The organism is Blautia sp. HCP3S3_H10_2, from assembly GCF_052122375.1.
GTDB lineage: Bacteria > Bacillota > Clostridia > Lachnospirales > Lachnospiraceae > Blautia_A.
Window position 1 is genome coordinate 261,035 of sequence record NZ_JBQKCL010000001.1, and the last position, 14,139, is coordinate 275,173.

The window sequence follows — 14,139 nt, forward strand, 5'->3', positions numbered from 1 at the left end:
TGCCAAACCGCTGGCTATCGACAACTGGTTAGAACCGAGATTTTTCAGCACATTAAATAGCAATGTTATGCGTACACACGGTCAATCTGGATCACGGCGCAGAAATTGCCATCGTCCATATTCCGGATGCGCTCTTTCAGAAGATTGGTCACCTCAACATTGGTGAGTTTACACTCAAATGGGACTGCCACATCAAAAATCAGATTGGTGTGCGTAGACCCTTCTACCATACGGAAATCATGAATGGAAAGACGGTGGTCAAGATTTTTTGCAACTTCTTCGATCTGTGTCCGCATTTCATTGACTTCTTTATTATCGGTGACGATAGGATCAATATGGATAGTGGCGGAGCAGTTCAATTTATTCTGGAGCTCGTGCTCAATATTGTCGATCTCATCATGGATGATCAGAAGGTCACCATGAGCGGGGACTTCAGCATGAAGTGAGATGATCAGACGTCCGGGACCGTAATCATGGACGATCAGATCATGCATGCCGTGTACCAGAGAGTGGGAAAGGACGATTTCCTCAATTTCTTCTACCAGATTTTTCTCTGGAGCCTGCCCGAGAAGCGGGTCGATGGTATCCTTCATGGTTGTGATTCCGGTATAAAAAATGAAGATGCCGACCAGCACACCAAACCAGCCATCCAGGATAAGACCTGTAAGCTGGCTGATGATGGTTGCCAAAAGAACCAGACTGGTGGCAATGGTATCACTTAAGCTGTCGCCAGCGGTGGCCTGCATGGCTGCGCTGTCAATTTTATGACCAATGGTACGGTTGTAATAATACATATATATTTTTACCAGGATAGATGCAACAAGGACACCGATGATGACCGGGCTGCATTCAATGGGCTCAGGAGTCCGAATCTTGGCAATGGAAGAGCGGATCAGCTCGAAGCCCATGATCAGAACGGCAACAGAGACAAGAAGTCCGGATATATATTCCATACGGCCGTGCCCGAAAGGATGCTCCGGATCAGGCTTCTGTCCGGAGAGCTTGAAGCCAACCAGGGTAATGACGGAGGAACCGGCATCGGATAAGTTGTTAAAGGCATCTGCTGTGATCGCAATGGAGCCGCTTAAAATACCGGCAAGCCATTTCCCTATAAATAGGAAAATATTCAATCCAATTCCTACAGCACCACAGAGCATGCCGTATGTCTGGCGTACTTTGGGTGAACTGTAGTCATTGTGATGTTTGATAAAAAGACGGGATAAAAATGTTATCATAAAACCTCACCTCAAAAAAAGAAAATAGGTAACTGCTCTGAACAGTTACGAAAATAGTAAAAGCAGTTACTTGTAAATGTGTTTCCCACAACTATAGCATTTTGCGAAGAAAAAAACCAGTGGAAAATGACACAAATCCAAGAGAAAATTCTGTGTATTTTGCATGAGATACTTGCAGCATGTTTGAAAATAAAAATCATTTCTGCGATTTGCACAGCCTGCTTTGTGATATATTTTACCTAAATTCGGTTCTTGTGGCTTAAGAACCATGTAAAAGTAATCTATGTGAAAATTGGTGGAAAGAATTTTTTGCATTGTGGAAAAGGAGGGTAATAATTCTTATAGACTGTGGAAAACTTTTTGAAAAAAAATCTGGAAATATGGGGAAAAAGTAGTTGACAGGAGCAAAGGGTTATAATATAATTACTCAATGTGACGTAGTGCGAGATACTTTAGCCAATAGCCCCGGCGACAGTATTTATCAGCGGTTTCGGACATTTCCGCAGTAATTGCACCATCGTTTCCATATTACTAACATATGCGAGATATCGCATTTATACAAACAATCGTTGATAAATAACAGGAGGTAAAACCATGCAGACTTATATGGCTAATCCAGATAAAATCGAGAGAAAATGGTATGTAGTTGACGCTGAAGGCTGCACCCTTGGCCGTTTGGCTTCTGGCGTAGCAAGCGTTTTAAGAGGAAAGAACAAACCTCAGTTTACACCACACGTTGACACAGGTGATTATGTAATCGTTGTTAACGCTGACAAGATCAAAGTTACAGGTAAGAAAATGGATCAGAAGATCTACTACAATCACTCTGATTATGTAGGTGGAATGAAAGAGACTACATTAAAAGAGATGATGGCTAAGAAACCTGAGAAAGTTGTTGAGCTGGCAGTTAAAGGTATGCTTCCAAAAGGACCATTAGGAAGAGAAATGTATACAAAACTTTTCGTTTATGCCGGACCTGAACACAAACATGCGGCTCAGAAACCGGAAGTTTTAACATTTTAATTAGGAGGTAGAAAACATTGGCTAGCGCAAAATTCTACGGAACAGGAAGAAGAAAAAAATCAGTAGCAAGAGTTTACCTTACCCCAGGTACTGGTAAAATCACTATCAATAAAAGAGACATTGATGAGTATTTTGGATTAGAGACACTTAAAGTTATCGTTCGTCAGCCACTGGCTGCTACCGAGACTGAAGGCAAATTCGATGTACTTGTAAACGTACACGGTGGCGGATATACAGGACAGGCTGGTGCTATCAGACATGGTATCTCCAGAGCACTCCTTGAGGCAGACAAAGAGTACAGACCAGTTCTTAAAGCAGCTGGATTCCTTACTCGTGATCCTCGTATGAAAGAGCGTAAGAAGTACGGTCTCAAGGCAGCCCGTCGCGCACCGCAGTTCAGCAAGCGATAATCGACTGCTCAGACTATATCAAAATGGTTCAAAAACCCCGGAAAATCAAGGCTTTCCGGGGTTTTACTATATCTAAACGGGCTGATATGGTTTGACCAAATTTGGCAAAACGAGAGCCGTTTTCACCCAACTTTTAGTGGTTAAATATAGGACAACCGGCAAAAAGGGAGTCAAAAAACAGCCTTAGTGGTTAAAAAATAGGATAACCAGAGAGCAATTTCGGGGGTATTTTGTGGGGGATTTTAGCCCTCTTGGACCTCTGATTTTTCGATGGAGAGTTTGGCATAATTTGACCAAATCTGAACAATTAAATATGAATCTAATGCAGGCACTCAGTATCAAATGACTGGGTGCCTTTTTCATTTCAGGGGAAAAGCTTCCGGCATTAGAAAGGGCCGTCACTTTATGATTTTGAAGTGGCGGCTTTTTCTATTTCCAGAAACAACAGCAACTATCAGAAATGCGTCATTTCTTCCGGCATTTTTCTTTGCAGTTCATTAAATCGTATAGGGCCGTCAGTTAACAGATGATTCGTACATAAAATAACCTCCATGAAATAAATGTGGTAATAACAATAGTAACTACCCATCATGGAGGTGCATTTGCAAAATAAAACTGCTTGTGTAAGCAGCCTAAAGATGATATTCTTTTCATAGGCAGTTGTTGGGACTAAGCCCGTGTTTGAAGTTTGTTATTGGTGGTGCTTTAACAATACTATCTTGGGACAATCCTGTCACTGCCTTTTTTAGAAAAAGTAAAAAGCTGCGCCACAGCCTTGACAGGCCATCGCGCAGCGATTTTGTTCACTTTCAGTTTGTAGAATTCAAAAATTTAATATGAAATGTGAGATAGAGCGTATGGAATTAAACTATACGTTCTATTTTTTGCCTTTTTTGAAAAAGTGATTAAAAAACTATTGATATTTTGTTACTGGAAAAACAGCCAAGTCGATCCTTATTTCCTGCGGTGCGCGTCTTGCCGTATTTGATATTGCAGAGCTGCGAGAGGTTACATCTTACGATGAGCTGGAACTGGATACGCTGGGAGACCGGAAAACGGCTTTGTTTCTGATTATGAAGTGATACGGACGACAGTTTTAACTTTCTGATTTCCATGTGCTATACCCAGTTGTTCAACCTGCTCTGTGAAAAGGCAGATGATGTGTACGGCGGCAGACTTCCGGTTCATGTGCGCTGCCTCATTGACGAGTGCGCTAACATCGGTCAAATTCCAAAGCTGGAAAAACTGGTTGCCACCATCCGAAGCCGTGAGATCTCAGCCTGTCTGGTGTTGCAGGCGCAGAGTCAGCTCAAGGCGATTTATAAGGACAACGCCGATACCATCATCGGAAACATGGATACGTCTATCTTCCTGGGTGGTAAGGAGCCAACCACTCTCAAAGAATTGGCTGCGGTGCTTGGCAAGGAAACTATCGACACTTACAACACCGGAGAAAGCCGTGGGCGGGAAACCTTCCACTCGCTTAATTATCAGAAATTAGGAAAAGAGCTGATGAGCCAGGACGAACTGGCAGTTATGGATGGCGGCAAGTGCATCTTACAGCTGCGCGGTGTGCGTCCGTTTCTTTCGGATAAATACGACATCACCAGACACCCTAATTTCAAATACACAGCTGATGCAGACAAGCGGAATACCTTTGATATTGAAGCATTTTTGTCTGCCAGACTGAAACTCAAGCCCGATGAGGTCTGCGATGTATATGAAGTAGACACAGAGGGGGTGTAATACCGTTCCGCTGAGAAAGGAGTGATCGCATCTATTCGCTGCAACTGCCTCTATCGAGGTCATTGGCGTACAAAGCGGGAAATCATCAAAAAATAATGAAAAAGGAGGACAGCCGGAATCAGGCTCTCGTATATCGAGGGCAGATTGTTCCGGCTTTTGTGCGCTTATGAAACAAACTTAACCAATCATTCAAATGGTTCCGGCTAATAGTATTTATGGCATTTTTTGAACAGGCAATCACTGTTCTTCAGACTCTCGTTATCGCTCTGGGCTCTGGGCGCTGGCCTTGGTATCTGGGGTGTTATCAACCTTCTCGAAGGTTACGGCAACGACAATCGTGCGACACGTTCGTAAGTGAAAAGCTTACGCACAAAGTCGAAGGGCAATTGTAGCCCGAAACTTTGGAGAACTGATATTCCGATGGGTGAAATGAGGGGGTAACGTCCCGAAGCGCCACCCTAATACTCCGAATGGCGGGGAGCATGCAACGGCTCTCTCCAAAAGTTTATAGAGCTCGGTGAAGTCGGCAGAGAGCAATCGTAAGACTGGTTTTCAGACCAGACACGAAAGCTGTCCAGAGGTGGATGGTGTTGCCTATATGCCGGGGGTCGGATATCCATGGTGAGAATGTATGAAAATACTGACGAAATTCCGAATGTACGAGTCTAAACGTTGATGCTGTCGAAAGGCAGTACACCTTTCATGGTGGTATCTGTGGGCGAGTAAAATTGGTTGTTATGAAAGTCCATGCATCGTTACAGGCGGTGCGGTTATGCATGACCAGATACAGGCTTAGAGGAAGAACCTAAAGATATCCAATGATAGGAATATCGGAACGTGGAAAGCTGGGAACACGGAGGCGGTTGCAGGCCAGTGATGTGGTGGATGGGAATACCTTCGCGAGAGGGCAATAACCATTCTTTATTCCAGTGAGAGTAGTGGCACAGTACCTATGAAGCCGTGAATAAGTAAACGGTGGAGGGATAGCCACAAGTCGAATTCAGCAATGAAAATGAAAACACAACAAACACAGCTTCGAGTATGACAAAGAAAATCCAAACCGAAGGGAGAGGATGCCTGTGTTGACTTCGGGGCAGCAAGAAAGGAAAAGTAAACAGAGAAAAATCCGCAACTCAGAGTATTACGACATGGAAGGTACTTTTGACAGGCTGTATGCAGAAAGTAAGAAAGATAAAACCTTCAACCATCTGATGGAAATCATCGAGAGTGAAGAAAATATCAAGCTTGCATACAGAACGATAAAGAAGAATACAGGAAGTGATACTTCGGGAGTGGATAAAAGGACGATAGCCGACCTTGCAAAGTTAAGCGAGGAAGAATACGTCCGTCTCATACGGAAACAATTCAGTAATTATCATCCACGACCCGTAAGGCGAGTGGAAATACCAAAGCCCAATGGAAAGACCAGACCGCTGGGAATTCCAACTATCGTGGATCGGATCGTACAGCAATGTATTTTGCAGGTCATGGAGCCGATATGTGAAGCAAAATTCAGTGAGAACTCCAACGGGTTCCGCCCGAACCGTTCCGCTGAGACTGCTATTGCGCAATGCATGAGGCTGATACAGGTACAGCATCTGTACCATGTGGTTGACCTCGATATTAAAGGCTTCTTTGATAATATCAGCCATACAAAGCTGATGCGTCAGATATGGGCATTGGGAATTCGGGACAAAAAGCTGCTATGCATTATAAAAGAGATGTTGAAAGCACCTGTTGTTCTGCCAAATGGGGAGAAAACATATCCCACACGGGGTACTCCGCAAGGCGGTATTTTGTCTCCATTGCTTGCAAATATCGTATTGAATGAACTGGACTGGTGGATTGCTTCCCAATGGGAACAGATGCCAACAAAGACAAAATTCAAAACGAGGAGCAATGCGCAGGGAACAGAGATTAAGAGCCACGCTTACAGGGCTCTGCGCCGGAGCAGATTAAAAGAGATGCATGCAGTTCGGTACGCAGATGATTTTAAAATTTTCTGCGCATCACATGAGGATGCCGTCAGAGCATACAAGGCAACAGAGTTATGGCTAAAGGACAGGCTGGGGCTGGAAATCAGCCCTGACAAATCCAAAGTAGTTAATCTCAAAAGACAGTATTCTGATTTTCTCGGGTTCAAGCTGAAAGTCCGTAAAAAGGGTAAGAAATATGTGGTTCGGTCTCATATGAGCGATAAAGCATACAAAAAGGCTCATGATAAAGTCTCGGAAGAAGTAAAGGAACTGGCTCATTCGTCAGATGATAATGCTCAGTTCATGCAGCTTCAGAAATACAACTCTGTAGTTGCTGGACTTCATGAATACTATTGTATTTCCACAGAAGTATCTCATGACTTCAGCAGACTTGCTTTTAGTATCAACAAACAGCTCAGAAACAGACTGAAAGGCGACTTATCCAAAAAGGGACAGCTCAGAAATGGGTTCATCAAAGAAAAGTATGGAGCAAGCAGACAAATGAGGTTCCTTCATGGACGTCCGGTGGCTCCACTGGGATATGTCCAGCCGAAGAATGCCCAGCATAAAAGGAAATCCATCAATAAATACACGGTCAAAGGTCGGGAACAGATTCATAAGAATCTTGCAATCGACACAGCGACGATGTTATGGCTGATGAGAAATCCTGTAAAGGGCAGAACCATTGAATATGCGGATAACCGTATTTCTTTGTATGCGGCACAGTATGGTAAATGTGCAGTGACGGGAATTCCTATGAACTCCCACGATATTCACTGCCACCATAAAGTGCCGGTAAGCAATGGTGGTTCGGATGAATACGCAAATCTAATTCTTGTCAGCAAATCGGTTCATATCCTTATCCATGCTTCCTCAGAACCCACGATTGAGAAGTACCTGAAATCCTTAAATCTTGACGATAAACAAATAGAAAAGCTTAACAAACTTCGTACTATGGCAGAAATGCCACCTATTATTCTTTGAATTTAATGCTGTAACGAAGTGTGTAAGTTGTGTTTAAAACCCTGGACGGCTGAATTCGATGGAGCGCCGTGTGCGGTGAAAGTCGCATGCACGGTGTGGAGCGGGGGAAAATCTGGAGATAACTTCAAAGGATTACCTATCGCTATCCGGTGCAAAGTCTCAGGGTATGAAGCACTTAATGTCTTCTATGTGAAAAGATTTTAAAGGAAAAACGCACATCCTACGCAGATAACATGACAATTTCATGAAAAGCGAAAGGAAATCATTATGAAAATCGAATACACAAAAGTGGGAGACTATTATTTACCGAATCTTTACTATCCGGAGGAAACTAGACCGATTGGATTCTGGGGAATGCTTCGGAAGGAATATCTGAAAGAACATAAGCCTGGAACTTATACATATCTTCTTCTAACCGCCAGACTGGACAGCTATCTGGTAGATCTGAATGAACAGGCACAGGAATGCTTTGAGCTGATTGAAGCTCAAATGCAAAGTACGGAGGGAGTTACCGAGGAACTGAGGAGACAGAATCCTATGGAATGGGTACGCCACTGCAACAATATCCGCAACCGGGCTGCTGAAATCATCGAACTGGTTTGGATGCCCGAATCTGAACTGTACAAGGGAGAGAATTCATCTGGCAGCCATGCTTGCAACGGATGCAGAAATGAAAAAGAATCTTTACAAGGTATGCAGATTCCTCGCAAGAGAAGAAATCGCATATCGGTATTCAATCATGTATGAAATGATTCGGAAAATGTTTTCGCCGGATGATACCAATCCACCGGAAGCATGTAAAGGAGTATATTGACCCGTTTACGGGTGAGCCAGTAATCAAAAGCAACAAGAAAAAGTAAGTCCAAGGGACTTTGCAAGTAACTGATGTTGCGGCTGGCGAGCCTTTCGATGAGTCTTTAGACTCCAGCGCCGGAAACGAACCCTTATAGGGCGGAGAACAAACCACCGGCTTAGCCGGTGGTTATGATTATATATTTTTTTATTGCTTTTGGGAAAATCAGTCTATATAATTAATTTATCAGACTATTATAACGAAATGGTAAACGATATAATCTGTGTGAAAATATAGTGTATAGAAAGTATCTGGAAAAATGCACAGATAAATAATACATAGAAAAAAGAGGACAATGAAATGTACAGAGCAAACAGTTACCTCCCCTTGCTGGAATATGTAAATGGTGGCCAGGACCGGGCTACATTAATGGAAGACAAGGAGTTTGAAAAAAAGCTTAATAGTGCTTTTTTTAGAATTGTTGACGATATCAGAGATGAGTTTCCGGGGTTGGTTTATAACAACCATAATGGATATAAGATAAATAAAGAAAACTTTGATCTCTGTTTGAAAGACGAAAACTATAAAAAGGATCCGAAAAGTATCTACCTTTATTTTGAAAAAGAACCAGGTATGGAAAGTGCCTGTATTTATGTATGCCTGAGTATTAATCCTACAGTTCTTGCACAGAAAGAAGAGTGCGATAAGTATTACAGGTTCCTGGATTGTGGAATTGACAGGGATTACTTGCGATATGTGATGCATTATAATATGGGACATAGAAAATGGAACGTTAAAAGATATCATGAAATAAATACAGAGGACATCACAGATAAAGAGCAGGCATACCAGTGGCTTGAAAGAGAAGGCCAGAATTGTAATATTGAATTATGTTATCTTGTAGTATTTGATAAGAAAAAAAAAGAAGAGGAAATTTCAAATGAAGTAAGAAAAGCTGTAAAAATGCTGCTTCCATATTATGAGTATGTACTTGGAATCAAAAGTCTGGAAGAGACGAGAGAGATAATTGCGATTAATGATGTGGAAGATAGTTTTTTTACTGAATCAGAGAATGTTCCGGAAAAAGAAATGGTTCCAGAAGGGGAAGAAAAGACTCTTGAAGAAGAGAACAATCTGAAGGAAAAAAACATTTCAAAATCAGAAGATCTGGAATCAGAAAATCCAGAATCAAAGGATTCCGAATCGGAAAAGCGATCATCCAGAGAAAGCCAGTTTGACCATAACCTTATTTTATACGGCCCGCCAGGAACTGGAAAAACCTATAAAACAGTCACTTATGCAGTTGCAATCTGCAATGGCGAGGATGTAAAAAAACTGGAAACCTATGGGTATGAGAATATTAAAAGTCGATATGACAGCTTGAAAAAAGAGAACAGAATCTGCTTTACAACCTTCCATCAGTCCTACAACTATGAAGATTTTGTAGAGGGAATCCGTCCGGTGCTGGATGAAGATCAGGCATCGGGAAAGAAGGATGACGATTCGGTTGCAGGGAATAGCTCCAGTCAGATTAAATATAAGATGGAAAAAGGCATTTTCCGTAAATTCTGTGAAGAATATGCCGCAAAACACAGAGAGAAAAATTTTGTTTTCATCATAGATGAGCTGAACCGGGGGAATGTTTCCCAGATTTTTGGTGAGCTGATGACATTGATCGAGACCAGTAAAAGAGATACAGCCTCTGTGGTTCTTCCAGGTTCAAGAGTGGAATTTTCTGTTCCTTCCAACGTATATATTATCGGCACCATGAACACTGCAGACCGTTCACTGGCGGCGCTTGACGCGGCATTCCGCAGACGTTTTTCTTTTAAAGAGATTATGCCAAGGCCGGAAACCTTACGGGAAATGAAAGCAGATAAGGTGGAATATGAAGATGAAAATGGGCAGACTGGTGTGATTGATATAGTAGAAATGCTGAAGCTGATAAATAGGAGAATCGAATTTTTGTACGACAGGGATCACACTATCGGACACGCTTATTTCAATGAAATGTGCGGTGAAAAAGCCACAATGGAGAATCTGGAAAAAGCATTCCGAAATAAGATATTCCCTCTTTTGCAGGAGTATTTCTTTGATGATTATGCCAAAATACATATGATTCTTGGGGATAATGGCAAGCCTTCTAAGTATCAGTTTGTACAGAAAAAATATCTGAAAAAGAGTGGTACACCACAGGCAGATGAATATGAAAATCCATTCCTGGATGACTATGACAGAACTGGTTACACAGAAGATATTTATGAGCTTCCAGAAGTTTATTATGAGATAAACTGGGAAGCGTTTGGAAATCCACTTAGTTATCGGCATATTTACGAAAAATATATTTAACAAATTAGAAAGCATAGTTATGGAAAAATTACTTGAAATAAGAGAGTATGATAAGATCACCTGTTCCGAAAGATACCGGAATTCCGCTGCTTATAAATTTCTGGAACCAGAAGTTTATCAGGAATTACATGATTATGTAGAAAAAGTGACCAGAAACCAGAAAAAAGAGAAATCTCCTTTTATGCTGATACACTGGGAAGCTGGTGTGGGGGAAGTAATAGAAGCCAGGAATTTTGTTGGTCTGGTTCAACTGGAAAGTGGAATAAAGATTCAGATTGTGCCCAAAATGGAATTGGCTCCAGAGGAAAATAAAAGCAGAAAAGTTCTTCTGAACATGCTTAAAGAGATGAAGGATTTCTCTGGCTGGAATCTGCCGGAAGCCAGAGTAATAAGCGGTTCAACCAATCTTTATGACATTTTTATAGATATGTACATCAGGGAAGCGAAGACGCTGGTGAAGAGGGGGATCCGTTCGGATTATGTTGAAAAAGAAGGAAATCTGACCAGTTACAAGGGAAAATTGCTTGTTGCAAGACAGATCCGGGAAAATATGGTCCATCAGGAACGGTTCTATGTGCGTTACCAGGAATATAGCCAGAACAGAGCGGAAAACCGTATTATAAAAACCACATTAATGAAGCTGAAAAAAGCAACTTCCAATGGAAAACAAACGCAGGAAATCAAAAAGCTTTTGTCAGCTTTTGAGGAGATTCCGGTATCTTCTGATATCAAAAATGACTTTGCGAAAGTGAGGACAGACCGGAATTCCAAAGAATATGAACAGATCCTGAAATGGTCAAGAGTGTTTCTGGAAAATGAAAGCTTTGGCTGCTTTGCGGGAGAAGAAAAGGCGAGATCCCTGCTTTTTCCAATGGAAGAACTGTATGAAAATTATGTTGCCTGCAGACTGAAAAAGCATCCGGAAAATACCTGGAAAGTGTCTGTTCAGGATGGAGGACATACCCTGTTTGATACACCTAAAATGTTTAAAATACGTCCGGATATTGTGCTCCGGAAAGATGGAAGATGTGTAATCCTGGACACGAAATGGAAATTGCTAGAGGGAAGCAGATGGAATAATTACGGAATAAAAAGTGCAGATATGTACCAGATGTATGCCTATTCCAAACGCTATAAGGCACAGGATATCTGGCTGCTTTATCCACAGACAGAGTGGATGCGGAACCAGGAACCGGTACTGTATGATTCTGGAGAAAACGACGCAGGTTTTCCTACAAGAATCCATATATTCGGCGTGGATGTAACAGATATCAATGCCAGCCTGGCACGATTATTAGAAAAACTGGAAGTGGATGCTGGAAATGGCATATGAAAACAGAAAAAAATCAATAGAAAGAGAAGTAACCTAAAAAGTGCTGCCAGAAGAAAATAATACAGAAAATAGAAACACAAAAGATCGCAACACAGAAGATAATAACACAGAAAACAATAACAGGCAGGGAGCAAAAAGCAGCTCGTATATCGCTATATCAGAGAAGCTAAAAAGCTTCCGCCCAGGAGCAATAAAAACAGTAAAGCATTATCCAACAGGAATCCGGGAACTGGATAAAAAACTGGGCGGCGGTCTGTATCCTGGGCTGATTTTTCTTGGTGCCCGGCCTGGTATGGGAAAAAGTACTCTTGCGCTTCAGATCGCTTCTGAGGTGGCAGCAGGAGGCACATCTGTGCTGTTTTATTCCCTGGAAATGCCTTCAATCCGAATAGAGTCCAAGATACTGAACCGGGCTGTCCATATGAAAGAACCAGATCTGGAAATCACATCAGACTGGCTCCTTCGGGCAGAGAATAAGGATAAGGAAGAAGAATGGGAATTTGTGGAAGAAGTGCAGGAAGAAGTTGGTCCCAGATATAAAAAATTATATGTAAAAGAACGGGAAAAGATTATTTTTTCAGCAGAAGATATCATTAAAGATGTGGAGAAATTTATAGATGAAACGAATGAAAAACCAGTGGTCTTTATAGATTATCTTCAGATTCTGTCAGCATGCAGCTCATCAAGAAACATGACAGAGAAGCAGAAAAATGATGAAAATATAAATGTTCTCAGCAGCCTTTCCAATAAGCATGATCTGGTTGTTTTTGTGATCAGTTCCTTAAACAGAGAAGCGTATAAAAATGCCCAGAAGCCCATGCAGATGGATTCCTTTAAGGAGACTGGAGGCATCGAATATTCTGCCAGTGTGATCCTGGGATTGCAGCTGAGAAATGTTCAGCTGGCAGGAATTGACCATGAAGGAGAAATGTCAAAGGCAGCAAGAAAACTGGAACTGGTTTTTCTGAAACAGCGCTATGGGGTAACTGGAAGCGGTGCAAATGTGTCTCTGGATTTTTATCCGGCATGGGATCTTTACAAAGAGTGCGATGCAGATAAGAGTTCAGATGATAGTGGGATTGATACAAAGCAGTCTGTTTCCGGGGAAGGGAAGCGCTTTATTAAAGCTACAGAAATGCCGTTGGAAATGCCGTTAGAGGTGCGCGAAAAAACAGAAACAGGACAGAACGAATTCGTTCCGGAAGACGAATACAGTAGGGGCTTGTTTGAGAAATTTTTAAGTATGCCGGATGAAGAATAGAAGGAGTAACTATTATGTGGCTGCCTGCAAATACATACATTAATATATGCAAACTGGCACAGGAAATATTTAAAAATCATTATAAAACAGGGTGCAGAAATACCATAGAGGTTGGAAGCCGCAACCGGCCGATGACCTGTACCTATCTTCTGGATATGCCGGAATCTGTAGCGCAAAAAGGCTTTACTTTTTATGACAGTGTGGTTCATGATGCCATTTATACACTGCAAAGATATGGGAAAGAACGGATCACGCTTACGGATATCCTGCGGATCATGGCATATGATGATAAACTGCGCCTTTTTTATCAGAAAGATACCCCGCAAAAAAGAGAACTGCGCCTGCGGGAAGCAGTGGAGAAGCTGATGAGTACAGGAATTGCCATTGATTTCAGGGAAGAAGTGAAAAAAAGAAACCTTGTTGATTCAGAGGGGAAACTTATTTCCGGAATCCTGGCAGATAAAATGGTGCCTCTTGAAGCCGATGAAGATGGAAAAACATTCTGGTTTATTGAGGGGAAAAAGCTTCCGGTTTTTCAATATGCAGAGTACATAAAGCAGATTATCTGTGTGCCTGGGACATTGATGACACCTGAAAAATATCCCTTTTCCAATACAGATGAAGTGATCCTTCTGAAACGGATCCTGATACAACGGCTGGAGATTATGGCTAACGAAAAGAATCATCTGAAGAGCCAGAAAATCCGGTATTATGGGGAAGGAAAAGAGGATGGAATCTTACCTTTGATCGGAATTAAAAAAGAAAATTTTGCCCAGGAAGAGGTGCATCAAAGAAAAACTTCCCGGGTCAGATATGAGAGCAGGGGATGGAAAAATAAGGTGCATGACCTCGATAAAAAAGTACAGATCATACTGGAAGCCTACAAAAAATGCGGCTATATCGAGGACTATGTACCTTTGAGAAATGGCCCGAGAGAACTGGTAAGAGGAGTTGAAATCCTCGGAGAAATACACCGGGCAAATTAATTAACATCCAATGTTAAACATTTTGCAGATTGCATTAAATAAC

At 41.8% G+C, this 14,139-nt stretch carries 10 protein-coding genes and 2 pseudogenes; 11 read left to right on the forward strand and 1 reads right to left on the reverse strand.

Going from position 1 to position 14,139, the window contains the following annotated elements:
- Positions 1-65: 65 nt before the first annotated feature.
- Complete coding sequence (locus tag ACTQWB_RS01195; RefSeq protein ID WP_441499974.1) at positions 66-1,235, reverse strand: cation diffusion facilitator family transporter; 1,170 nt, start codon at positions 1,233-1,235, stop codon at positions 66-68.
- A 179-nt stretch (positions 1,236-1,414) separates the two neighbouring features.
- On the opposite strand from ACTQWB_RS01195, the gene ACTQWB_RS01200 reads away from it, so the two are divergent.
- The 11 genes and pseudogenes from ACTQWB_RS01200 to ACTQWB_RS01250 all read left to right on the forward strand — a co-directional run bounded on the left by ACTQWB_RS01200 (position 1,415) and on the right by ACTQWB_RS01250 (position 14,096).
- Positions 1,415-1,498 (forward strand): DUF6783 domain-containing protein, encoded by an 84-nt coding sequence (locus tag ACTQWB_RS01200; RefSeq protein ID WP_441500104.1) that lies wholly within the window; start codon positions 1,415-1,417, stop codon positions 1,496-1,498.
- A gap of 331 nt (positions 1,499-1,829) precedes the next feature.
- A complete protein-coding gene (rplM, locus tag ACTQWB_RS01205) occupies positions 1,830-2,258 on the forward strand; it encodes a 50S ribosomal protein L13 (RefSeq protein WP_117853326.1) in 429 nt (142 codons plus the stop codon).
- A 17-nt stretch (positions 2,259-2,275) separates the two neighbouring features.
- Entirely contained in the window at positions 2,276-2,668 is a 393-nt protein-coding gene (gene rpsI, locus ACTQWB_RS01210) for a 30S ribosomal protein S9 (RefSeq protein ID WP_226822858.1), read from the forward strand.
- A 932-nt stretch (positions 2,669-3,600) separates the two neighbouring features.
- Positions 3,601-4,414, forward strand: a pseudogene (locus tag ACTQWB_RS01215) (VirD4-like conjugal transfer protein, CD1115 family); the annotation flags it as partial.
- Between the two features lie 215 nt (positions 4,415-4,629).
- Positions 4,630-4,765 (forward strand): annotated as a pseudogene (locus ACTQWB_RS01220) (Maff2 family mobile element protein); the annotation flags it as partial.
- Between the two features lie 722 nt (positions 4,766-5,487).
- Positions 5,488-7,374, forward strand: a complete 1,887-nt coding sequence (gene ltrA / locus ACTQWB_RS01225; protein WP_441499975.1) for a group II intron reverse transcriptase/maturase — start codon at positions 5,488-5,490, stop codon at positions 7,372-7,374.
- Between the two features lie 267 nt (positions 7,375-7,641).
- On the forward strand, positions 7,642-8,121 hold the full coding sequence (locus ACTQWB_RS01230) for a TnpV protein (RefSeq protein WP_441499976.1): 480 nt from the start codon (positions 7,642-7,644) through the stop codon (positions 8,119-8,121).
- A gap of 406 nt (positions 8,122-8,527) precedes the next feature.
- The gene (locus tag ACTQWB_RS01235; RefSeq protein ID WP_441499977.1) at positions 8,528-10,516 is read left to right on the forward strand and encodes an McrB family protein; all 1,989 of its coding nucleotides are present in this window, start codon (positions 8,528-8,530) and stop codon (positions 10,514-10,516) included.
- A 19-nt stretch (positions 10,517-10,535) separates the two neighbouring features.
- Positions 10,536-11,849 carry an McrC family protein gene (locus tag ACTQWB_RS01240; protein WP_441499978.1) on the forward strand — a complete coding sequence of 438 codons (1,314 nt, stop codon included), beginning with the start codon at positions 10,536-10,538 and terminating at the stop codon, positions 11,847-11,849.
- A 40-nt stretch (positions 11,850-11,889) separates the two neighbouring features.
- Positions 11,890-13,110, forward strand: coding sequence for a DnaB-like helicase C-terminal domain-containing protein (locus tag ACTQWB_RS01245; RefSeq protein WP_441499979.1), 1,221 nt, complete (start codon positions 11,890-11,892; stop codon positions 13,108-13,110).
- A 14-nt stretch (positions 13,111-13,124) separates the two neighbouring features.
- Entirely contained in the window at positions 13,125-14,096 is a 972-nt protein-coding gene (locus tag ACTQWB_RS01250) for a hypothetical protein (protein WP_441499980.1), read from the forward strand.
- The last annotated feature ends 43 nt before the right edge of the window (positions 14,097-14,139 follow it).

What these genes read in the sequence shown, in the direction of transcription:
- ACTQWB_RS01195 (WP_441499974.1), bottom strand. Translation starts at nt 1,235, where the DNA reads ATGATAACATTTTTATCCCGTCTTTTTATCAAACATCACAATGACTAC.
- ACTQWB_RS01200 (WP_441500104.1), top strand. Translation starts at nt 1,415, where the DNA reads ATGTTTGAAAATAAAAATCATTTCTGCGATTTGCACAGCCTGCTTTGT.
- rplM (WP_117853326.1), top strand. Translation starts at nt 1,830, where the DNA reads ATGCAGACTTATATGGCTAATCCAGATAAAATCGAGAGAAAATGGTAT.
- ltrA (WP_441499975.1), top strand. Translation starts at nt 5,488, where the DNA reads ATGCCTGTGTTGACTTCGGGGCAGCAAGAAAGGAAAAGTAAACAGAGA.
- ACTQWB_RS01230 (WP_441499976.1), top strand. Translation starts at nt 7,642, where the DNA reads ATGAAAATCGAATACACAAAAGTGGGAGACTATTATTTACCGAATCTT.
- ACTQWB_RS01235 (WP_441499977.1), top strand. Translation starts at nt 8,528, where the DNA reads ATGTACAGAGCAAACAGTTACCTCCCCTTGCTGGAATATGTAAATGGT.
- ACTQWB_RS01240 (WP_441499978.1), top strand. Translation starts at nt 10,536, where the DNA reads ATGGAAAAATTACTTGAAATAAGAGAGTATGATAAGATCACCTGTTCC.
- ACTQWB_RS01250 (WP_441499980.1), top strand. Translation starts at nt 13,125, where the DNA reads ATGTGGCTGCCTGCAAATACATACATTAATATATGCAAACTGGCACAG.